At 64.8% G+C, this 21,846-nt stretch carries 19 protein-coding genes; 12 read left to right on the forward strand and 7 right to left on the reverse strand.

Annotated features, from left to right (window positions below):
* The first annotated feature begins 143 nt into the window (after nucleotides 1-143).
* The 4 genes from AB4Y36_RS11590 (at nucleotide 144) to AB4Y36_RS11605 (ending at nucleotide 5,493) form a co-directional block, all read left to right on the forward strand.
* On the forward strand, nucleotides 144-1,736 hold the full coding sequence (locus tag AB4Y36_RS11590; protein ID WP_069265658.1) for an ABC-F family ATPase: 1,593 nt from the start codon (nucleotides 144-146) through the stop codon (nucleotides 1,734-1,736).
* Between the two features lie 241 nt (nucleotides 1,737-1,977).
* A complete protein-coding gene (locus AB4Y36_RS11595; RefSeq protein ID WP_368683016.1) occupies nucleotides 1,978-3,411 on the forward strand; it encodes an aldehyde dehydrogenase family protein in 1,434 nt (477 codons plus the stop codon).
* Nucleotides 3,412-3,576: 165 nt separating this feature from the next.
* Nucleotides 3,577-4,767, forward strand: a complete 1,191-nt coding sequence (locus tag AB4Y36_RS11600; protein WP_368683017.1) for an NAD(P)H-dependent flavin oxidoreductase — start codon at nucleotides 3,577-3,579, stop codon at nucleotides 4,765-4,767.
* Nucleotides 4,768-4,893: 126 nt separating this feature from the next.
* Nucleotides 4,894-5,493, forward strand: a complete 600-nt coding sequence (locus AB4Y36_RS11605) for an OmpW family protein (RefSeq protein ID WP_368683078.1) — start codon at nucleotides 4,894-4,896, stop codon at nucleotides 5,491-5,493.
* A 60-nt stretch (nucleotides 5,494-5,553) separates the two neighbouring features.
* Here AB4Y36_RS11605 and AB4Y36_RS11610 read toward each other — a convergent pair whose 3' ends face one another.
* Nucleotides 5,554-5,757: a DUF1289 domain-containing protein gene (locus AB4Y36_RS11610; protein ID WP_321925507.1), complete on the reverse strand. Its 204-nt coding sequence runs from the start codon at nucleotides 5,755-5,757 to the stop codon at nucleotides 5,554-5,556.
* A gap of 466 nt (nucleotides 5,758-6,223) precedes the next feature.
* Here AB4Y36_RS11610 and AB4Y36_RS11615 point away from each other — a divergent pair, with 466 nt between their 5' ends.
* The 4 genes from AB4Y36_RS11615 to AB4Y36_RS11630 all read left to right on the forward strand — a co-directional run bounded on the left by AB4Y36_RS11615 (nucleotide 6,224) and on the right by AB4Y36_RS11630 (nucleotide 10,355).
* Nucleotides 6,224-7,324 carry a polyamine ABC transporter substrate-binding protein gene (locus AB4Y36_RS11615; RefSeq protein WP_133186742.1) on the forward strand — a complete coding sequence of 367 codons (1,101 nt, stop codon included), beginning with the start codon at nucleotides 6,224-6,226 and terminating at the stop codon, nucleotides 7,322-7,324.
* Between the two features lie 120 nt (nucleotides 7,325-7,444).
* Nucleotides 7,445-8,608 (forward strand): ABC transporter ATP-binding protein, encoded by a 1,164-nt coding sequence (locus AB4Y36_RS11620; RefSeq protein ID WP_368617770.1) that lies wholly within the window; start codon nucleotides 7,445-7,447, stop codon nucleotides 8,606-8,608.
* Entirely contained in the window at nucleotides 8,605-9,540 is a 936-nt protein-coding gene (locus AB4Y36_RS11625; RefSeq protein ID WP_342945805.1) for an ABC transporter permease subunit, read from the forward strand. The genes AB4Y36_RS11620 and AB4Y36_RS11625 overlap by 4 nt, the downstream gene beginning before the upstream one ends.
* Nucleotides 9,537-10,355, forward strand: coding sequence for an ABC transporter permease subunit (locus AB4Y36_RS11630; protein WP_069265666.1), 819 nt, complete (start codon nucleotides 9,537-9,539; stop codon nucleotides 10,353-10,355). Before AB4Y36_RS11625 ends, AB4Y36_RS11630 begins: the two co-directional genes overlap by 4 nt.
* Nucleotides 10,356-10,439: 84 nt before the next feature.
* On the opposite strand, the gene AB4Y36_RS11635 is transcribed toward AB4Y36_RS11630, so the two are convergent.
* Nucleotides 10,440-11,858 carry a methyl-accepting chemotaxis protein gene (locus AB4Y36_RS11635; RefSeq protein ID WP_069265667.1) on the reverse strand — a complete coding sequence of 473 codons (1,419 nt, stop codon included), beginning with the start codon at nucleotides 11,856-11,858 and terminating at the stop codon, nucleotides 10,440-10,442.
* Between the two features lie 219 nt (nucleotides 11,859-12,077).
* Here AB4Y36_RS11635 and AB4Y36_RS11640 point away from each other — a divergent pair, with 219 nt between their 5' ends.
* Nucleotides 12,078-12,209, forward strand: coding sequence for a hypothetical protein (locus AB4Y36_RS11640; protein ID WP_256094777.1), 132 nt, complete (start codon nucleotides 12,078-12,080; stop codon nucleotides 12,207-12,209).
* A gap of 18 nt (nucleotides 12,210-12,227) precedes the next feature.
* Nucleotides 12,228-12,998 (forward strand): class I SAM-dependent methyltransferase, encoded by a 771-nt coding sequence (locus AB4Y36_RS11645; RefSeq protein WP_368683018.1) that lies wholly within the window; start codon nucleotides 12,228-12,230, stop codon nucleotides 12,996-12,998.
* Here AB4Y36_RS11645 and AB4Y36_RS11650 read toward each other — a convergent pair.
* The 4 genes from AB4Y36_RS11650 to AB4Y36_RS11665 form a co-directional block, all read right to left on the reverse strand.
* Entirely contained in the window at nucleotides 12,995-14,485 is a 1,491-nt protein-coding gene (locus AB4Y36_RS11650) for a flavin-containing monooxygenase (protein ID WP_368683019.1), read from the reverse strand. The two genes, AB4Y36_RS11645 and AB4Y36_RS11650, sit on opposite strands and share 4 nt — an antisense overlap.
* A 113-nt stretch (nucleotides 14,486-14,598) precedes the next feature.
* Nucleotides 14,599-15,765 carry a tetratricopeptide repeat protein gene (locus AB4Y36_RS11655; RefSeq protein WP_368683020.1) on the reverse strand — a complete coding sequence of 389 codons (1,167 nt, stop codon included), beginning with the start codon at nucleotides 15,763-15,765 and terminating at the stop codon, nucleotides 14,599-14,601.
* Nucleotides 15,766-15,891: 126 nt separating this feature from the next.
* Nucleotides 15,892-16,572: a PspA/IM30 family protein gene (locus AB4Y36_RS11660; RefSeq protein ID WP_069265671.1), complete on the reverse strand. Its 681-nt coding sequence runs from the start codon at nucleotides 16,570-16,572 to the stop codon at nucleotides 15,892-15,894.
* A 398-nt stretch (nucleotides 16,573-16,970) separates the two neighbouring features.
* Complete coding sequence (locus AB4Y36_RS11665) at nucleotides 16,971-17,624, reverse strand: hypothetical protein (protein ID WP_368683021.1); 654 nt, start codon at nucleotides 17,622-17,624, stop codon at nucleotides 16,971-16,973.
* Between the two features lie 140 nt (nucleotides 17,625-17,764).
* On the opposite strand from AB4Y36_RS11665, the gene AB4Y36_RS11670 reads away from it, so the two are divergent.
* Together AB4Y36_RS11670 and AB4Y36_RS11675 are read left to right on the forward strand one after the other, a co-directional pair.
* A complete protein-coding gene (locus AB4Y36_RS11670; protein WP_342945801.1) occupies nucleotides 17,765-17,995 on the forward strand; it encodes a hypothetical protein in 231 nt (76 codons plus the stop codon).
* Nucleotides 17,996-18,222: 227 nt separating this feature from the next.
* On the forward strand, nucleotides 18,223-20,751 hold the full coding sequence (locus tag AB4Y36_RS11675) for a penicillin-binding protein 1A (protein WP_368683022.1): 2,529 nt from the start codon (nucleotides 18,223-18,225) through the stop codon (nucleotides 20,749-20,751).
* 392 nt (nucleotides 20,752-21,143) lie between these two features.
* Here AB4Y36_RS11675 and AB4Y36_RS11680 read toward each other — a convergent pair whose 3' ends face one another.
* Nucleotides 21,144-21,764 carry a 2-hydroxychromene-2-carboxylate isomerase gene (locus AB4Y36_RS11680; protein WP_368683023.1) on the reverse strand — a complete coding sequence of 207 codons (621 nt, stop codon included), beginning with the start codon at nucleotides 21,762-21,764 and terminating at the stop codon, nucleotides 21,144-21,146.
* Between the last annotated feature and the right edge of the window lie 82 nt (nucleotides 21,765-21,846).

Below are 21,846 nucleotides of genomic sequence, written 5' to 3' on the forward strand. Positions count from 1 at the left end.
GCATGGCGGCCTTCACATTGTTCACTTCCTGCCGTGTCATGCTGCGCGGAGCAAGGCTGTCCGCGCGGCTGGAACTCGCGCGCGAAGTGGCATAACCTGCTAAAATTACAGGTTTTTCGTCGATCTACTTTCCGGGACGCGCTGTGCTCTCTACCGCCAACATCACCATGCAATTCGGGCCGAAGCCCTTGTTCGAGAACATCTCGGTCAAATTCGGCGAAGGCAACCGCTATGGCCTGATCGGCGCGAACGGTTGCGGCAAATCCACGTTCATGAAGATCCTCGGTGGGGATCTCGAGCAGAGTTCGGGCAACGTCATCCTCGAGCCGAACGTGCGTCTGGGCAAGCTGCGTCAGGACCAGTTCGCGTACGAAGACGTGCGCGTGCTCGACGTCGTCATGATGGGCCACACCGAAATGTGGGCCGCGATGAGCGAGCGCGACGCGATCTACGCGAACCCCGAAGCCACCGACGACGACTACATGCATGCCGCCGAACTCGAAGCGAAGTTCGCCGAGTACGACGGTTACACGGCCGAAGCGCGCGCGGGCGAGCTGCTGCTCGGCATCGGCATCGGCACGGAATTCCACAACGGCCCGATGAGCGGCGTGGCGCCGGGCTGGAAGCTGCGCGTGCTGCTCGCGCAGGCGCTGTTCTCGAAGCCGGACGTGCTGCTGCTCGACGAACCGACCAACAACCTCGACATCAATTCGATCCGCTGGCTGGAAGATGTTCTGAACGAGTACAACTCGACCATGATCATCATCTCCCACGATCGACACTTCCTGAACCAGGTCTGCACGCACATGGCGGACATGGACTACGGCACGCTGAAGGTCTGGCCGGGCAATTACGACGACTACATGCTGGCGTCGACGCAGGCGCGCGAGCGTCAGCAGGCCGCGAACCAGAAGGCGAAGGAGCGCGTGGCCGACCTGCAGGACTTCGTGCGCCGCTTCTCGGCGAACAAGTCGAAGGCACGCCAGGCCACCAGCCGCCTGAAGATGATCGACAAGATCAAGATCGAGGACTTCAAGCCCTCGTCGCGCCAGAACCCGTTCATCCGCTTCGAATTCGAGAAGAAGCTGCACAACATCGTCGTGGTCGCGGAAGAGATCACGAAGACGTACGAGCGCCGCATCTTCAACAAGCTCAGCATCAGCGTGCAGCCGGGCGAGCGCATCGCGATCATCGGCGAGAACGGCGCGGGCAAGACCACGCTGCTGCGTTCGCTGCTCGGCAATCTGGCCGTCGACAACGGCTCGGTAAAGTGGGCGGAGAATGCGAACGTCGGCTACATGCCGCAGGACACGTACGAAGAGTTTCCGGCCGACGTGACGCTGATGGACTGGATCGACCAGTACCGCCAGGAAGGCGACGACGAGCAGTCGGTGCGCGGCACGCTGGGCCGTCTGCTCTTCAATGCGGACGACATCAGGAAGTCGGTGAAGGTGCTGTCGGGTGGCGAGAAGGGTCGCATGATCTGGGGCAAGCTGATGCTCGGCCGCCACAACGTGCTGCTCATGGACGAGCCGACCAACCACATGGACATGGAATCGATCGAGTCGTTGCAGATCGCGCTCGAAAAGTTCGAAGGCACGCTTATTTTCGTGTCGCACGACCGCGAGTTCGTGAACGGCCTGGCCAACCGCATCATCGAGGTGAAAACCGATGGCACGGTCAAGGACTACAGCGGCAACTACGAAGACTTCCTGGTGAGCCAGGGGCTGCAATGAATTTCGATCGCTGATCGAGGCGTGAAATGAAAACGGGCGGCGCGTGAGCGTCGCCCGTTTTGTTTTTGGCCTGCGTGCCTTAGCCTACGGCGCGCCCGCTTTACGTATGCGTCAACCACGCTAGAATGCACTGTCGCCGCGGCGAGCGCCGCGATGAAATCGCGAACGAACACAGAGCTTTGCATGGGATGGCAGTAAGCGCTAAAGCGCAAGCCGCCATCGACAGACAGGAGACAAGTAGATGAACGACTACGCGCAGTTCTACATCAACGGCCAATGGGTCGCCCCGCACGGCAAGGGCACGATCGACGTGATCGATTCGGGCACCGAGGCGGTGATGGGCCGCATCCCCGAGGGCGCCGAAGCCGATGCCGAAGCGGCCGTCGCCGCCGCGCGCGCCGCCTTCGACGGTTGGGCCGCGACGCCCGCCGCCGAGCGCGGGGCGTATCTGCAAAAAATTGCCGACAATCTCAAGGCCCGCACCGACGAACTCGCGCAGCTGATCGCAGGCGAAGTCGGCATGCCGCTCAAGCTCGCGCGCGCCATTCAGGTGGGCGGCCCGGTCTACAACTGGGGCGCTTACGCGCAGCTCGCAAGCGAGTTCCAGTACGAGGAGCGCGTGGGCAACTCGCTCGTCGTGCGCGAACCGGTGGGCGTCGTCGCGGCTATCACGCCGTGGAACTATCCGCTCAACCAGATCACGCTCAAGGTCGCCGCCGCGCTCGCCGCCGGCTGCACCGTCGTGCTCAAGCCCTCCGAGATCGCGCCGCTGAACGCATTCGTGCTCGCCGAGGCCATCCACGACGCCGGCCTGCCCGCGGGTGTGTTCAATCTCGTGACGGGCTACGGTCCCGTGGTGGGCGAGCTGCTCGCGCGCCATCCGGACGTCGACATGGTGTCGTTCACCGGTTCGACGCGTGCGGGCAAACGTGTGTCGGAAGTCGCGTCGGCCACGGTCAAGCGCGTCGCGCTGGAGCTGGGCGGAAAATCGGCCTCCGTCGTGCTCGATGACGCCGACTTCGCGGCTGCCGTGAAAGGCACGGTGGGCGCGTGCTTCCTCAACTCGGGGCAGACCTGTTCGGCCCACACGCGCATGATCGTGCCGGAGTCGCGCTACGAAGAAGCGCGAGACCTCGCGAAGCAGGCCGCCGAGGCGTTCAAGGTGGGCGACCCGCGCGACGACAAAGCGAAGCTCGGCCCGCTCGCCTCGAAGGTGCAGCAGGAACGCGTGCTGCACTACATCGAGCGCGGCATGGCCGACGGCGCCGAACTCGTGACGGGCGGCCCCGGCATGCCGGAAGGCGTGACGCAGGGCTTCTTCGTGAAACCGACCGTGTTCGGCCGCGTGCCGCGCGATGCGGCCATCGCGCAGGAAGAGATCTTCGGCCCGGTGCTGACGATTCTCACGGCGAAGGACGAAGACGACGCCGTCGCGATCGCCAACGACTCGCTCTATGGCCTCGGCGGCGCGGTCTGGGCCGGCAGCGACGAGCGCGCGATGCGCGTGGCACGCCGTATCCGTACGGGCCAGATCGACATCAACGGCGGCGCCTGGAACATGGCCGCACCCTTCGGCGGCTTCAAACAGTCGGGACACGGCCGCGAAAACGGCGCGTATGGCCTCGAGGAATACCTCGAATACAAGTCGATGCAGTTCAAGGTGCCGAAGGGCTGATGAGGCATCTCGTCGCGCGCTATCGCAAATCTTTTAATACGACGTGTTGATGCAAGTCATGAACGCGGACTTCTTTGCTGAAGTCCGCGTTTTTGTTTGATGTGCGTCAATGTCATATGTGGGGTACGCGCGACCATAAGCGCTTTGTCATCGACAGAGCACAACATGTTTCCTGGCCACTCCTTCGCTCCCCTCCAGATTCGCGGTCGTCAACTCCTGCCCGTCGTGCAGGGCGGCATGGGTGTCGGCATTTCGGCACACCGGCTGGCCGGCAGTGTGGCGCGTGAAGGCGCGCTCGGCACGATTGCGAGCATCGACCTGCGCCATCATCACAGCGACCTCATGGACATGTGCCGCGCGGACCCGCGGCACGAAACGCTCGCACGCGCGAACCTCGTCGCGCTCGGCCGCGAAATCGCGGCGGCGCGCAAGCTTGCGGGCGGCAACGGCATGATCGCCGTGAACGTCATGAAGGCGGTGAACGCCCATGCCGACTACGTGCGCGCCGCGTGCGAGCACGGCGCCGACGCCATCGTCATGGGCGCGGGCCTGCCGCTGGATCTGCCCGACCTCACGGCGGGCGTGGATATCGCGCTTGTGCCGATCCTGTCGGACGCACGCGGCGTCGCGCTCGTGCTCAAGAAGTGGATGAAGAAGGGTCGCCTGCCCGACGCCATCGTGATCGAGCATCCGGCCTACGCGGGCGGCCACCTCGGCGTGACCGACATCGCCGACATGGGCAACGAGCGCTTCGCCTTCACGAAGATATTCGAGGAACTCGAATGCGTCTATGCCACGCTCGGCATTTCGCGGCGTGACGTGCCGCTCGTCGTGGCGGGCGGCGTCAACAGCCACGAGGCCGTGCGCAAATGGCTCGAGGCGGGCGCGAACGGCGTGCAGGTCGGCACGCCGTTCGCCGTGACCGAGGAGGGCGACGCGCACCCCGACTTCAAGCGCGTGCTCGCCGAAGCGAAGCCTGAAGACATCGTCGAGTTCGTGAGTGTGACGGGCCTGCCCGCGCGCGCGGTGAAAACGCCGTGGCTCGAACGTTACTTGCGCAACGAGTCGCGCATTCGCGCCAAGATCGGCTCGCTCAAGCTTGCTTGCCCAACCGGTCTCGAATGTCTTTCGGCCTGCGGGCTGCGCGACGGCATCGAGAAGTTCGGCCACTTCTGCATCGACACGCGCCTTGCCGCGGCGTTGCGTGGCGACGTCGCGAACGGCTTGTTCTTCCGCGGGCGTGAAGCGTTGCCGTTCGGCAATGCGATCCGCAGCGTCCGCGACCTGTTGGAGTTGCTGCTGACCGGCGCTGCGCGACCTGCGGTCGCACGCCGCGCAGCCTTCGCACTGGCTTGACACGTATCAAAACGGCGCCAGACCCCGTCTCTGACAATTTGTGGGCCTTCAAGGCTAGACCTACAGACACGGGGATCAACGATGTATAAAGCAATTAGAAAGGCAGCAGCAACTGCCGCGCTCACCATGGGCGCGGTCTTTCTGGCAGTGCCGGCCAGCGCGGCCGGTTCGCCCGACTCGGGCATTTACGCGGGCGACTGGCTGGTGCGCCTGCGCGCGATCGAAATCGCGCCGGATGCACGCGGCAGCGGTACGCTCGGCGCGCTTGGCGCGGACGTGAACAACGCCATCGTGCCCGAGGTCGACTTCACCTACATGGCGACCAACAACATCGGCGTCGAACTGATTCTCGGCACGTCGCGCAACCAGGTGACGTCGAATATCGGTGCACTCGGCGGCGTGGGCGTGCTGCCGCCAACGCTGCTCCTGCAGTACCACTTCAATAACGCGGGCAAGGTGCGGCCGTACGTGGGTGCGGGCATCAACTACACGCTGTTCTACAACAACGGTCTGCACGCAGGCGGGCAGTCGGTTTCGATCGACAACCACAGCTGGGGCCCGGCGCTGCAGTTCGGCATCGACTTCCAGGTGACGAAGCGCATCTTCGTGAATGCCGATATCAAGAAGATCTGGATGCACACCGACGCATCGCTAGGTGGCACGTCTATCGGCACGTTGCATATCGATCCGCTCGTGGTGGGTCTGGGCGTCGGCATGAAGTTCTGATCGGTCGCCTCATCACCGCTTTTTCGAACGCCGGCTCGCCCGGCGTTTTTTTATCCGCGTTCAGGCGCGGTCTTTCTGGAAGCGCATGGCGGTGCCGTCGCGCTCGATGCGCTCCCACACGGCGCGCTTTTCTTCGTCGCTCAGAAATACCCAGTTGGAGACTTCCCCGGCGGTGCGCCCGCAGCCTTTGCAGACGTCGTCAAAGAGTGTCGAGCACACGCCGATGCACGGGCTGTCGGGGAGGTCGTGGAGATTGGATGCCATTGAAGAACCTTGGGGCGTGGCCGGGCGTCGCGCGCGCCGGCTTCGGTACGAAACGCCGCTATGTTAACCGATACGGCGCGACGCGGCCGCCTGCACCGCGAGGCGATCCGCGGCGACGCGCGATGCGCGATGAATGGGCCACGCCGCTGCAAGGCGATAGCAAGGTGGAAGGTGGCGCTGCGCCCCGCCGACAGCCGGTCGTCGCGCGCATGCGCCACAGAAGCGGTTTTTTGTGGACACGGCCCGTGAAACGGCTAAAATTGCGCGCGATTTCCCGTCCGCGCACGGCTTGCCGGCTCTCCATGGCCCATGTTCCGTTTGCGCGACACACCCGCGTTTTATTTCTTGCCGGGCGGGTTTGATGGTAGGTTCTGGGAAAGTCAGGGGAGCCGTGCACAGGTGAAACGAAGCACGGCACGAAGCGAGGCAGGCGGCCGGCCGGAGCCGGTCAGGATCGGAGAACGGGATGAAGAAAGGGGTTGTGGCGCAACTGGCCGCGCTCGCACTGTGCGCGGCGCCGTGGATGACGTCGGTGGCGAAGGACACGCAGCTGAACGTGTACAACTGGTCCGATTACATCGCCAAGGACACGATTCCGAACTTCACCAAACAGACAGGCGTTCAGGTCAAGTACGACAACTACGACAGCGATGACACGCTCCAGGCCAAGCTGCTCGCTGGCAACTCGGGCTATGACATCGTCGTGCCGACCAGCAATTACGCAGGCAAGCAGATCGCCGCCGGCATTTTCGCGCCGCTCGACAAGTCGAAGATCCCCAACCTCAAGTACCTCGATCCGCAGCTGATGGCGCTCGTCGCCGGCGCGGATCCGGGCAACAAGTACGCGGTGCCCTGGGCGTACGGCACGACGGGTCTCGCCTATAACGTCACGAAGGCGCAGCAGATCCTCGGCAAGAATGTACCGCTCGACAACTGGGACATCCTCTTCAAGCCCGAGAACATCTCGAAGCTGAAGGCCTGCGGCGTGTCCGTGCTCGACGCGCCGGACCAGATGTTCGCGGCCGCGCTGCACTACATCGGCAAGGACCCGCTCTCGACGAACCCGGACGATTATCGCGCCGCGCTCGCGATGATGAAAAAGATCCGTCCGTACATCACGCAGTTCAACTCGTCGGGCTACATCAACGACCTCGTGGGCGGCGACATCTGCTTCGCGTACGGCTGGTCGGGCGACGTCGTGATCGCCAAGCACCGCGCCATCGACGCGAAGAAGCCCTACAAGATCGAGTACTACATCCCGAAGGGCGGCGCGCCGATCTGGTTTGACGTGATGACCATCCCGAAGGATGCTCAGCACAAGGAAGCCGCGCACGAGTGGATCAACTACATCGAGACGCCGCAGGTCCACGCAGCGATCACGAATGCGGTCTACTACCCGAGCGCGAACGCGGAAGCACGCAAGTACGTGGACAAGGACATCGCCAACGACCCGGCCGTGTACCCGCCGCCCGAAGTCCTGAAGACGCTGTTCCTGCTCAAGCCGCTGCCGCCTGAGATCCAGCGCCTGCAGACGCGTCTGTGGACCGAGTTCAAGTCGGGCCGCTGACGCGCTCGCAGCCGCGGTTGAAATTCGATCCCGTTTTACCCCGAGCCCTCGGCACGATGCCGGGGGCTTTGTTCGTCAACCCCGTCCAGCATTCACGCAGAAACAGGCAGGGCAGAGAGAATCATGAGTGACCAGTCGAGCGCGCCGGCATCCGCCGGCTCGCTGCCTTCGGGCTTCACCGCGGCAGATTCGGCCGCGGACAACTTCGTGCAGATCGTCGATGTCGTCAAGAAGTTCGGCGAGACGACCGCCGTGAAGGGCGTCAATCTGTCGGTGAAGAAGGGCGAGCTGTTCGCGCTGCTCGGCAGCTCGGGCTGCGGCAAGTCCACCTTGCTGCGCATGCTCGCGGGTCTCGAGACCGTGACCTCGGGCAAGATCATGATCGACGGCGAGGATCTCGCGTCGATGCCGCCGTACCGCCGTCCGGTCAACATGATGTTCCAGTCGTACGCGCTCTTTCCGCACATGACGGTGGAGTCGAACGTGGGCTTCGGGCTGCGCCAGGAAGGCGTGAAGAAGGGCGAGCTCAAGGACCGGGTGGCCAACGCGCTCGAACTCGTGCAGATGACGCGCTTTGCCAGGCGCAAGCCGCATCAGCTCTCGGGCGGCCAACAGCAGCGCGTGGCGCTCGCGCGTTCGCTCGTGAAGCGCCCCAAGCTGCTCCTGCTCGACGAGCCGATGTCGGCGCTAGACAAGCAGATTCGCCAGCGCACGCAAATCGAACTCGTCAACATTCTGGACAAGGTCGGCGTCACCTGCATCATGGTCACGCACGACCAGGAAGAAGCGATGACGATGGCGGGGCGCCTCGCGGTGATGAGCGAAGGCGAGATCGTCCAGCTCGGCACGCCCAACCAGGTCTACGAATTCCCGAACAGCCGCTTCTCGGCGGAGTTCATCGGCTCGACCAATCTTTTCGATGGCAACGTGGTCGAGGACGAGCCCGACCATGTATTCGTCGAGTGCCCCGAACTGCCGGTGCGCCTCTACGTGAACCACGGCATCACCGGGCCGCTCGGCATGCCTGTGACGATCTCGGTGCGCCCGGAGCGTATCTCGCTCACGCGCAAACCGCCCGAGGGCGTGTTCAACTGGGGCAAGGGCGTAGTGAAGAACATCGCCTACATGGGCGGCTACTCGCTCTATCACGTCAAGCTCGACTCGGGCAAGACGGTGATCGCGAACATGTCGAGCCTCGCGCTCTCCGAGATCGATTCGCCCACCTGGGAAGACGAAGTCTACGTGCGCTGGAGCGCTTCGGCCGGTGTGGTGCTGACGTCATGAGCGCGACGACTTTGCGCAGCATCCTGAACTGGCCGGCGAAACGCTTCAACCTGACCGGGCGTACGGCCGTCGTGGCGGGCCCGTTCATCTGGCTGCTGCTGTTCTTCCTCGTGCCGTTCATCCTGGTGGTGAAGATCAGCTTCGCCGACCAGCAACTCGGGATTCCGCCGTACACGGAGCTGACGTCGTTCGCGGATGGCATCTGGCATATCTCGCTCGACCTTTCGCACTACGCGTTCCTGTTCCAGGACAGCCTGTACTTCGCGACCTACGTGAATTCGGTCGTGGTGGCGGCGATTTCGACGCTGCTATGCCTCATCATCGGTTATCCGATGGCGTATTACATTGCGCGCTCGAATCCGGCGTCGCGCAACATCCTCATGATGGCCGTGATGCTGCCGTTCTGGACGTCGTTCCTGATCCGCGTGTACGCATGGATCGGCATCCTGAAGAACAACGGACTGCTGAACAATTTCCTGATGTCGATCGGCATCATCCATTCGCCCATCGAGCTGTATCACACGAACACGGCCGTCTACATCGGCATGGTGTATTCGTATCTGCCGTTTCTCGTGATGCCGCTCTATGCGCACCTCGTGAAGATGGACCTCACGCTGCTCGAAGCCGCCTACGACCTCGGCGCGAAGCCGTGGCGCGCGTTCGTGGAGATCACGCTGCCGCTCTCGAAGAACGGCATCATCGCCGGCTGCCTGCTCGTGTTCATTCCGGCGGTGGGCGAGTACGTGATTCCTGAGCTGCTCGGCGGCGCGAACACGCTGATGATCGGCCGCGTCATGTGGAACGAGTTCTTCGACAACGCCGACTGGCCGATGGCCTCCGCGGTGACCTGCGCGATGGTGCTCCTGCTGCTCGTGCCGATGGCGCTGTTCCAGCACTATCAGGCGAAGGAACTGGAGGGCCGCGGCAAATGAAACCGAATCGCGTTCTGCAGTTCATCGCGCTCGGCCTCGGCTTCGCGTTCCTCTACATTCCGATCCTGAGCCTCGTCGTCTACTCGTTCAACGAGTCGCAACTCGTGACGGTGTGGACGCGCTTTTCCACGCGCTGGTATCAGGCGCTCATCACCGACGACGAGTTGATCACCGCCGCGTGGCTCTCGCTGCGCATTGCGCTGATGACAGCGTTCGCCTCGGTGTTCATCGGCACGTGGGCGGGCTTCGTGCTCGCGCGCATGGGGCGCTTTCGCGGCTTCACGCTCTTCTCGGGCATGATCAATGCGCCGCTCGTGATTCCCGAAGTGATCCAGGGCATTTCGCTGCTGCTGCTGTTCGTGGAAATGGGCAAGCTGATCGGCTGGCCCGCGGGGCGCGGTGTGTTCACGATCTGGATCGGCCACGTCATGCTGTGCATTTCGTACGTCGCCATCATCGTGCAGTCGCGCGTGCGCGAGCTGAACCCGTCGCTCGAAGAAGCGGCCTTGGACCTTGGCGCAACGCCGTTCAAGGTATTCTTCCAGATCACATTACCGCTCATCTCGCAGGCGCTTGCGGCAGGCTGGCTGCTGTCGTTCACGCTGTCGATCGACGATCTGGTGCTCTCGGCGTTCCTCTCGGGCCCGGGCTCGACCACCTTGCCGCTCGTGGTGTTCTCGCGCGTACGCCTTGGCCTGAACCCGGAGATGAACGCGCTCGCGACGCTCTTCATCGCGGTCGTGACGGTGGGCGTGATCGCCGGCAACTACTTCATGCAGCGCGCGGAGCGCAAGCGGATGGCGATGGCGGTCTGAGCGCCGCCGCGCTTCGAAGCGCCTGCAATAGACGGCGCGCGGGCAGTCATGTCCGCGCGCCGTTTGCTTTATTCGGCGCAGTCCTTACAGCCGGTATCCCATACGAAACCCGCCCCAGTGCCGCCCGTTCACGAAGATCGGCGCGGAGGCGTCCTTCATCATCACGAACGTGCCGCCGCCCATGTCGCGACGATAGGTTTGCAGCAGGAAGGGCTTGGTATGCGAGCCGGCCGCGCGGCCCGCGCGGTCGTTGAAGATTCGATGATTGCGGCAGTTCGCGGCGTTCCACACCGGGTCGGCGCCCTGCGGATGCGAGAACTTGCGATTGTGCGTCGGTATGTAGCCGCGCGGATCGATCGCGACACAGAAGGCGACGCGTTCGTCGAACGTGAGCAGCGGTTCGAGGACCGGGGGCAGCACGCGGTCCGTGAAGGCCGTAAAGCGTGTCATATGCTGCTGCGGGTTCGTGTTCGGCACCGGCGCGTAGACGCTGTCGAACAGATCCGCTTCGCCGATCTCGCCGCGCGCGAGCGCGCCTTCGAACAGCTTGCTCACCTGGGCGGCGGCGCGCTGCACCGTCTCGATGAAGCGGGTGTCGTCGGTTTCCACGCCGGTTGCGGCGGACAGCTCGATGAGCGTTTCCGAGACCTCGAGCAGCTTGCCGAGCTGATCCTTCGCCTGCACGAAGTTGCGCCCCGAATCTTCGACGCCCGCGACCATTTCGCCCACCTGACTTTCGAGCCCGTCGCATTTCGTTTCGATCTCGCCCGTGAGCTGGGCGATCTGGCCGGCGTGCTCGTCGAGTTGCATGATCGCCTGGCCGGTGCTGTGCACGGCCTCGCCGATCGTGTGCGTGCCCTCGCGCACGCGATGCGCGCGTTCGGTGTTGGCGGTGCCCTCGGCGATGAGTTGCTCGGTCTGCTGCGTGAGTTGTCCGAGCGTCTGCTCGATCTGGCCGGTGGCCTGCGCCGTCTTGGCGGAGAGGTTTTTCACCTCGGCCGCGACCACGGCGAAGCTCTTGCCGGACTCGCCCGCGCGCGCCGCTTCGATGGCTGCGTTGAGCGCGAGAAGCTGGGTTTGCCGCGCGATCAGGGAGATTTCCTCGGAGACCTTCGAGACATGCGCGAGCGCGCTTTTGAGCGCCCGGATCTGCGTCTCGATGACGGTGACGCTCTCCACGAGACCGTGAATGTCGGCAAGCGACTCCTCGATGGTCTGCTGCGACTGCTGCACGGTGGCGGCGGTGCCGGTGCTCAGCTCGCGCATGGCGCGGGCCGCCGTGGCGATCTGATGGTTGCCGGCGAGGGTGTGGGCCGCCGACTCGCGCAGGGCGTGGCAGACGTCGGTCTGACGCTGCACGCGCGCGGCGACTTCGTCGACATGGCCCGCCACGTCGCAGATCTCGATACCGAGCCTGCCGGCATGTGCGGCAATGTCGCCGACGACGCCGGCGGATTTCCCCGCGCGGCGACCGCGCAGGCCCAACAAACGCAAACGTGCCATCGGGTGTCTCCTTTCCCGGTGCGCCATGAAAGCTGCGGACAACTGCCCAAAGCTGCAGGCCCGGTCGTCGGCAGGTTCGATCGCCGGGCTTTCTGAACTGGTTTACGGCGCGTAATACGGCGACTTGAGCGCAGGGGTGGCGCCTGGCGCTATGATCGGGAACTCGGGCGCTCCGAAAGCCGGAAAAGAGGGGCAAAGGGGCGTCGCGACGGGAGCAAGATGATAGAAGCGATTTTCGGCGGGAGCGCGCCGCTCGCGCTCTGGCAGCAGCTGATCCAGCTCTGGGAGCTGATCGTGATGGTGTTGCGCTTCCTCTGGGAGCTGGTGAAGCTCCTCGGCGGCGGCGGTTGAACGACAAAAGGGCAGACGATGATCGACGATTCCACCCGGCGTTTCACCGACCGGGTCGCAGATTACGTGAAATTCCGGCCGGCCTATCCGCGCGAAGTGGCGACTTTCGTGCATGTGGAGTGCGGCATCGCGCCGGGCGCGCCCGTGGCCGACATCGGCGCGGGTACGGGCCTCTCCACGAAGCTCTTTCTCGACGCGGGTCATCCTGTCACGGCAGTCGAGCCGAACGCGGCCATGCGTGCCGCGGCGGACGAACTGCTAGGCGGCTATCAAGGCTATCGCAGCGTGGCGGGCACGGCGGAGGCGACGACGCTCGAAGACGCGAGCGTGGATCTCGTGAGCGCCGCACAGGCGTTTCACTGGTTCCACAAGACCGACACGCAGCGCGAATTCGCGCGCATCCTCAGGCCGCGCGGCAAGATCGTGCTGTTCTGGAACAGCCGCCTGCTCGAGGGCTCGGCGTTTTTGGCAGGCTACGAGGCGCTCCTGCAGCGTTTTTGCCCCGACTACGCGCGCGTGGCCGAGACCTATCCGGACTCGGCCGCGATGGCCGACTGGTTCGGCGATGGCTTCGAGCATCAGACCGTGTTCCCAAACGCGCAACTGCTCGACTTCGATGGCCTGCGCGGACGGCTGATGTCGTCGTCATACGCGCCGCGCGCGGGCGACGAACGCCACGAGCCGATGCTCGCGGCGCTGCGCGAGCTGTTCGAGGCCACGCAAAAGGACGGCACCGTGAACTTCGCCTACGAGACGCGCGTGTACGCGGGGCAGCCGCAGCGCATCTAGCGCTCGAACGCGTAGTCGGCGGTGCGCACGCGGCGCGTTTTGCGGCGGAACATGAACGTGAAGCCAGGCCACAGCGCGGTGTTCTTGCCCGCCTGCGTGAGGTAGTAGCTGCGGCAGCCCGACTGCCACACGGTGCGCGCGAAGCGCGCCTGCACGCGCGCGTTCCAGTTTTGCTGCGCCTCGGCGCGAACCTCCATCGTGCGGGCGCCCGAGCGCTGCAGCGCGCGGATGCAGGCCGCGATATAGGCGATATGCGACTCGATCATGTAGATCATCGAGTTGTGCCCGAGCGCCGTGTTCGGCCCGATCACGAAAAAGAGATTCGGGAAGCCCGCGACGCTCGCGCCGAGGTAGGCCTCGGGGCCGTCGCGCCGCCACGTCTCGCCGAGGTCCTGGCCACCCACGCCCGTCACCTGGAAGGGCGCGTCCACATCGTTGACCTGGAAGCCCGTGCCGCACACGATCGCGTCGTAGGGCCGATGCATACCGTCGGCGGTGACGATGCCATCGGCGACGACCTCGCGGATCGCGTCGGTCACCAGCTCGACGTTGGGCTGCGCGAGGGCAGCGTAGTAGTCGCTCGACAGCAGCACGCGCTTGCAGCCCAGCCGATAGTCGGGCGTGAGGCGCGCGCGCAGCTCGGGGTCTTTCACCTTGTGCGCGAGGTAGCTCAGCGCGAACTTCGTCGGCGTCTTGAGCAGGCGCGGCTCGACCGCGAAGCCGACCGCGCGCGATTCGTGCTGCCAGTAAATCTTTGCGCGCGCCACACGTTGCGCGAACGGCATGTGCCGATAAATCCAGCGCCAGCGTTCGCTGATGGCGCGGTCGCGCCGCGGCATGATCCACGGTGGCGTGCGCTGAAACACCGTGAGCTGAGCTGCGCGCGGCTGGATATGCGGCACGAACTGGATCGCGCTCGCACCGGTGCCGATCACGGCGATGCGCTTGCCTTCGAGCGCGTAGTCGTGGTCCCAGCGCGCCGAGTGGAAGAGCGTCCCTTCGAAGCGCTCGATGCCCGCGATATGCGGCAGCGCCGGGCGCGAGAGCGGACCGTTCGCGGCGATCACCATATCGGCTTCGATCGTCGTGCTCGCGCCGTCGCGTTCGATCTCCACCTGCCAGACGCCGCGCGCCTCCAGGAAGCGCGCCGCGCGCACGCGCGAACGGTATTCGATGAAGCGCTCGACATCGTACTTGTGCGCGCAATGGCGCAGGTAGTCGAGAATTTCATGCTGCGGCGCGAAGGTGCGCGTCCACGCCGGATTCAGCTCGAACGAAAATGAGTAGAGATGCGAAGGAATATCGCAAGCGGCCCCCGGATAGGCGTTGTCGCGCCAGGTGCCGCCGAGGCCTTCGGCGGCCTCATAGATCGTGAACGAATCCACCCCCATGCGACGCAGCCGGATCGCCATGCCGATGCCGGAAAAACCGCTGCCGATGATGGCGATGCGCAGCGCGCCCCCGTTGCCGAGCGCTTGATTGGCCATGTGTGCGTCCGCCGTTATGTGTGTGTGCTGCGTATTTTGCGCCGATGCAAAACGGGCTCCATGAAGGAGCCCGTCGTTGCTTTAGCGGCGTGCGCTGGGCAAGCCTCAGGCGTTCAGGAGTTGTTCCAGTCGTCCGAGCTGTCGTTGCTGCCCATATCGACACCGCCGCCGCCCGAGCCGTCGTCCCAGTCGTTCGAGCCCTGGCCGAAGTCGAGGCCGCCGCCGTTGTTGCCGTCGCGCTGAACCCTGCGGCCCTCGTCGTCGACATACACATCGCGCTCGATCACGCGGTCACGGCCATGATTCAGGGCTTCGCCGAGCAGCACGCCCGTGAGCAGGCCACCCATGCCGCCCATGCCACCGCCGCCTTGCTGCACGATGACCTGCGGCGGTTGCTGCGGCGGCGCAGGCGGATACTGCGGCTGACGTCCGAAGGCGGCGTCGGCTTCGCGCGCGTAGGGGGAGTTGCTGCCGTAGTCGGGCGCGGCAGGCTGCGCATTCGGATCGGCGCGGCCCTCGGCGCGCGCCTTGAGGCTCGCGAACTGGCGTTCGAGATCCTCGATCTCATACGACGGCCGCGGATTCGCGCTGTTCGAAAGCGTTTCGACGAGGCTGCGCAACTGCGCTTCGAGTCCTTCGACTTCCTTTTCGAGCGCTTCGTGACCGGGTGCGGTCGAGAGCTTCACGTCGAGCTTGAGCGAGCGCACGCCGTTGAGCAACTCGGTGGCGCGCTTGAGCTGGTCGCGGCGGTCGTCGCCGGCCTTCGCGTCTTCGGTGGACTTCGCGCGACGCAGCGTCCAGCGCAGCACGAGCACAATGCCGACCAGCAAGATGGCGATACCAATCCACATGCCCATACCAGGACCTCGCTTCTGTGGCGCGGGCGCGGCCAACTGCTGCTGCGTGAACGGGTTGCCCGTGCTGTTCGTGTTGACACTGCCGGCGCGTGAAGCGTCGGAACGAATCTTCGCTTCGACCTGCGCGAAACGTTGCGGCTGGGTGAAGCGGATTTGCGGATCGAGCGACTTCGCCTGCTCGACCTGGGTAAGCGCGTCGCTGTAACGACCTTCGCGGTCGAGGACCTGGGCGTAGAGGTAGTGCGCGCGAGCGTTGTCCGGATGCGCCTGCAGGACTTCGGTCAGGCCGGAATCGGCGCGCTGCCAGTCACCCTGCGACATCGCGGATTCGATCTGCTGCACGCTCGGCAAGGCGAACGCAACGCCGCCCGTAAAGGCGAGCGACGCGACGGCGATACTGGCAGCGGCAAGAAATTTTTTCATGTTGCAGGCCGGGCGGATTGACGCCCGTCTCCATGGCATTCGATACGGGGATGCGGCGCTCTCGCGCGCCTGCCGATTGCCATCGGCCGCACGGATCGTGCCGCGCCGCATCCAGCACGCAGGCGCTTACTGTGCCGGCGTGTTCATCTGCTTCTTGAGCGCCTCGAGGCGCTCGTCTACCGACGGACCCTTGTTGAGCGCCGCGAGCTTGTCGTCGAGCGCCTTGCCGCTCGACTGGTCGGACGAATTCAGGCGGGCGTCCGAGCGCGCGTTCGAGAGCGCGACCTTTTCTTCCAGCTTCTGGAAATCGCCGTCGAGATTCTTCCCGCCGATGCCGCCCAGCGCCGTAGCCGCGACATCCTTCGCCTGGGCGATCTGCTGCTTCGCCTGCAGGATGTTCGAGCGCGCGTTCAGGTCGTTGCGGCGCTGGCGCATGTCGTCGATCTGCTGCTTCAGTTGATCGACCGACGGTTCGAGCTTCGCGAGTTCGCCCGCGAGCGCGTCGCGTTCGGCTTCCGCGGTTTGCTGCGCGCCGAGCGCTTCGCGTGCGAGCGCTTCGTCGCCCGATTGCAGCGCGCGCTTCGCGCCGTCTTCGTACTTCTTCGCCTTGTCGGCGGCCACGTCGCGCTTGCTTTGCTGCGTCGCGACCTGCGCCTGGATCTCGACGAGCGAGTTCTCCGCGCGGCCGATGCTGTCGTCGAGCTCACGCACGATCTGGCGCGCGTCGCGCGACGGATCCTGCACCGAGTCTGCGGCGTCGTTGAGCAGGCCCTTGACGGTGCGGGAGATGGAGTCGAAAAGCGACATGAATTCCTCCAGTGAAATGAGATCGGCCGTGGTGGGCCGAGGTGCGTGTTCGCGGTTTGGCCTCACGCGCCAGCCGGCCGGCAGAGGGCTGATCCATCTGCCAGCTTACGCCGCTTTGCGCCTGGCGCGCATGCACGGCGAAAATCGGGGCGAGTGCGGCAATTGCAATAGCGTGAAGCTGTTTTCTTGCACGCGTATGTTCATCAGGACGGGGCCTGGCTGCGCGGCGTGAAGCACCGCTGCAGGCCGGGCGCCGCCATCGATCGCGGATATTACACCACGGCCCGTCTTAAAAGGGACTTAAAGGAATCGGGCCTGCCCAGCGCTCGCGGCGCGTATGTAAGCGGGCGTTAAGCCGATTGTGACTCGTGTGTATGGCGGCGTGGATGCTGCGCGTGTCAGGCGTATTTGCCGCCTTCGGGCGCGGCGTCGTCGCTGCGGGCTTCGTCGCGTGGATCGCTCGCGTCGCGCCGGGAGCGGGCGAAGGGCGCCGAGCTCAGCGGCTGCAGCGGTTCGACGTCCAGCGATTGTGCGGCGGCCGTATCGAGCGCGGCGCTTTGCGCTGCAGCGGCCGCTTCGGCGCTCAGCCGGGCGACAGCCTGGGCGATTTCGCGCGCGGCATGGCTCACGTCCGCCTCGTCGGTGTGCGCGGCGGGCAGGGGTATGTTTGACGCTTGAAGCGTTGTCTCGTGGGCGTCGTCGTCGTGAAGGGCCGCGGCCGCTTCGCCAGCCTTTTGCGCGTCCGCGTTCGCGTCGCTCGCGCCGATGGCCGCCGCCGCGCCCACTGCTGGCCGGATCGCGCCGGCTCGACCCACACGCAGCGGTCTCGCTGCCTTTTGCAGCACCTGCGCGAGCGCGTCGGGCTGACGCGGCGCGTTCAGCCGGTCGACGATGCTCGCGGCCTTCACCTGATCGCTCGTCGCGCTGAACGCGATCACGGCGCGGCGCATGAGTTCGCTGAGGCTGATGCCGAGCTCGTCGGCGGTGGCGGAGATCGCGCGCTTTTGCGCGGGCGTAACGAAGACGACGATGCGTTCGCTGGGCTTGTTCATGATCGACGGGCCGTTGGGTCGGCTTCGTATGACGTCGGTTTGCCTGCCTGCGCAACAGCTTTTTGTAAGAATGGATGGGTGCTTGCCTGGGCGCGAACAGGGGCGTGTAGCAGATCTTTCATGATAAGACGAGTGCGCCGATGCGCAATGAGAAGGTGCGCGACCAGGAACAACCCTGCCTGCAAAAATCTGCCGTCAACAACCAGTCGATGCCTAATTTATCGCGCTACACAAGGGCGGTTACGAAACTTTTCGCGCATAAAACCATGATCGACGCAAGCGATCGCCTGGACGGCCAGAAATCGGGCAGGAAGTGTTTCCCAAGAAACTCTTACAAAAAAAGCGCGACCCGGCGTGCGCGATTTCTTTAGAATGCGCTGTTACATTTCGCGAATGGCGCCCGAACGAGCGGTATTCGCATGTGGCGTGCCATAGTGCGCGCCGCGCGGCCGGACGGGGGCGTTGCCGGTCGCGCCGCGTCGCCGGGATTGAGCCGGCGACGTCGTATGCCGCATTGGCGCCATGACGCCGTGGTCGAGATCCATGCGCGCGAGTTGCGCGCAGCCGGCGCGCGCGAGACGCGCCCATCATTCCAGTCATGCCTATCATCAAACGACCGCCTTCACCGCAGTACCCGAACGAAGATCGGGAACCCTCCTTCAACAACGGGCGCCAGCCGCCTCGCCGGCCTGAATCGGGCGGCGGGTCCGGCGGCAACGGGCCGCGCGACGGGAGCCCGAAGCGGCGCTCCATCGGCACCACGCTCGCGCTCTGGTTCGTCGGCCTGATCGGCACGCTCTGCGTGGTCGGTGCGCTGCTCGTGGGCTACGCGCTCGTCGTGATGGAGCCGCAACTGCCGTCGCTCGATGCGCTCACCAACTATCAGCCCAAGGTGCCGCTGCGCATCTATACCGCCGATCACGTGCTGATCGGCGAGTTCGGCGAAGAGCGACGTCAGCTCGTGCGTTTTCAGGATATCCCTGATATTCAGAAGAAGGCCGTGCTCGCCATCGAGGACTACCGGTTCTACGAGCACGGCGGCGTGGACTTCGTCGGCATCCTGCGCGCGGGCGTGGCCGACCTGATGCACGGCGGCGCCTCGCAGGGCGCGAGCACGATCACGATGCAGGTCGCGCGCAACTTCTTCCTGTCGAGCGAGAAGACCTACACGCGTAAGGTCTACGAGATGCTGCTCGCCTACAAGATCGAGCGCGCGCTCACGAAGGACCAGATTCTCGAGTTGTACATGAACCAGATTTATCTGGGTCAGCGCGCCTACGGTTTTTCGGCGGCGGCGCGCGTGTACTTCGGCAAGGACCTGAAGGACATTACGGTGGCCCAGGCGGCGATGCTCGCGGGCCTGCCGAAGGCGCCTTCGGCGTATAACCCGATCGTCAATCCGCACCGCGCGAAGATTCGCCAGGAGTACATCCTCAAGCGCATGCTCGACCTCGGCTACATCACGCAAGCGCAGTACGACGAAGCGATCAAGGAGCCGCTGCAGACGAAGACGGCCGGCACCGAGTACAACGTGCACGCCGAATACGTCGCCGAAATGGTGCGCCAGATGATGTACGCGCAATACAAGGACGAGACCTATACGCGCGGCCTCACGGTGACGACGACGATCGATTCGGCCGACCAGGATGCCGCGTACGCGGCTGTGCGCAAGGGCGTGATGGACTACGAGCGCCGCCACGGCTATCGCGGACCGGAGGGCTTCGTGCAGTTGCCCGCGGACGGCGACGACCGCGAGCAGGCCATCGAAGACGCGCTCACCGATCACCCGGACAACGGCGACCTCGTTTCGGCAGTCGTGACCGACGCGGGCCCGAAGTCGGTGACGGCGCAACAGCTCGACGGCACCTCGGTGACGGTGACGGGCGAGGGCCTGCGCTTCGTCGCGGCCGCGCTCTCGCCGCGCGCCTCGCAGGCGCTGCGCATTCGCCCGGGCTCGATCGTGCGCCTGATGGAGGACGCGAAGGGCAACTGGCAGATCACGCAGCTGCCGCAGGTCGAAGGCGCGCTCGTCTCGCTCACGCCGCAGGACGGCGCGATCCGCGCGCTGATCGGCGGCTTCGACTTCAACAAGAACAAGTTCAATCACATCACGCAGGCGTGGCGTCAGCCGGGCTCGAGCTTCAAGCCGTTCATCTACTCGGCTTCGCTCGAAAAGGGCCTTGGGCCGGCGACGATCATCAACGACGCGCCGCTGTACTTCCCCCCCAGCACGCCGGGCGGCGACGCGTGGGAGCCGAAGGACGACGACCAGCCCGAAGGGCCGATGTCGATGCGCCTCGCGCTGCAGAAGTCGAAGAACCTCGTGTCGATCCGCATCCTCTCGTACATCGGCACGAAGTACGCGCAGGACTACGTGACGCAGCGCTTCGGCTTCGACGCGGACAAGACCCCGCCGTACCTGCCGATGGCGCTCGGCGCGGGCCTCGTCACGCCGCTGCAGTCGGCGGGCGCGTATAGCGTGTTCGCGAACGGCGGCTATCGCATCAACCCGTATCTGATCGCCGAAGTGGACGACGCGCGCGGCCAGCCGATCCTGCGCGCGCAGCCGTTGGTGGCGGGCCAGAATGCGCCGCAAACGCTTTCGCCGCGCAACGCATTCGTGATGAACAGCCTGCTGCACTCGGTGGCGACGGCGGGTACGGGCGCCGGCACCAACGTGCTCCATCGCAACGACCTGCAGGGCAAGACCGGTACGACCAACGACGCCAAGGACGGCTGGTTCGCGGGTTATCAGCGCACACTGGTCGCCGTGGCGTGGATGGGCTATGACCAGCCGAAGAGTCTCGGCAGCCGCGAATTCGGCGCGCAGCTCGCGTTGCCGATCTGGGTGGAGTACATGCAGCGTGCGCTGCGCGGCGTGCCGCAGGAAGAACCGGCGATGCCCGAGGGCCTCACGACGATCAACGACGAACTGTTCTTCTCGGACATGACGCCGGGTAACGGCTTCGTGGCGAGCATCGGTCTGGACTCGGCGAACCCGGCCGGTGCGGCGAGCGACGCGAGCGGCGCGACCGGCAGCATGGGGCCGGCCGGCATGACGCCGCCGAACGTGACGACGACGGAGAAGAAGCAGATCATGGATCTGTTCGAATCGAACAAGCCTTGATGCCGGTTTGATGAGTTCTGCCGGATAAACACGGCGCGTCGGCAACGGCGCGCCGTGTTTTGTTTGGTGAGCGGAATTTCCTTGTGGGCCAAGGAGTTGGTCGAGCTTTCCAGGGCTTTTCCACAGGGCTGTCAACGAAATCTGTGGGTAACTCTCGTGCCGACTTTTCCACAGTTTTTGTTGAAGCCCCTGTTCATAACCCTGGGATATCGAAGCTAACTGGCTGACGCCAAAGGCTTTGTTCACAGGCAGGCCGTATGAGGCATCGCGCCTCAAAACACATCGTCAGAACGCAGTCCGAAGGTTTGGCTGTGCGAACCGCGCGAATACGTGACGGCGTGAACAGGCAGGAATACGAACAGCTCCACGGTAGTGATGCGCAAAGAACAGGACTACGCAGTGTCCCGGTTCTGCGGCGCGCCGAGCGCCGCTTCGATGGCGTCTTCCAGCCGGTCGTTACCCCAGAACATCTCTTCGCCGACGAAAAACGTCGGTGCGCCGAAGATGCCGAGATCGCGAGCCGCCTGGGTGCGCTCGCGCAGGCGCAGCCGGTTCGCCTCGCTGCCGGCTTCCTCGATGAGCCGTTGTGCCGGCAATCCGAGCGTGGTGAGCATCTGTGCGACGGCTTCGGGCGAATCGACTTCGCGGTCGTCGCCATAGTTGCGCGTCATGACGGCGCGGCACCATTCGGGCAGCCACGGCTCGTCGGCGGCGAGCACGGCGATGCGCGTCGCGAGCACGGTGCGGCGGGGAAACTCGCTGGGCTGTTGCCACGGCAGCACGTATTTGCGGCACTGCCGGCGCATGTCCTGCCACACATAGGCGCCTTTTTCCTTCTGCACGACGAAGGGCGGACCTTCCCAGCCGAGTGCGTCGAGAATGGGGCCGAGGAGGAAGGGCCGCCAGTAAACATCCACGCCATTTCGTTCGGCGAGCGCGGCGATGCGCATCACGCTGAGATAGCTGTAGTTGCTGGCGAGGTCGAACCAGAAGTCGAGCGATGGACGGGACATGCTGTCGTCTCCATGAAGCGGTTGCACCGAGGTGCGCGGCGCTTGCGATCATGGTACGCCGAGACGCCCGGACAATCGCGAG

Source organism: Paraburkholderia sp. BR10936 (genome assembly GCF_040965735.1).
GTDB classification, from domain to species: Bacteria; Pseudomonadota; Gammaproteobacteria; order Burkholderiales; family Burkholderiaceae; genus Paraburkholderia; species Paraburkholderia nodosa_A.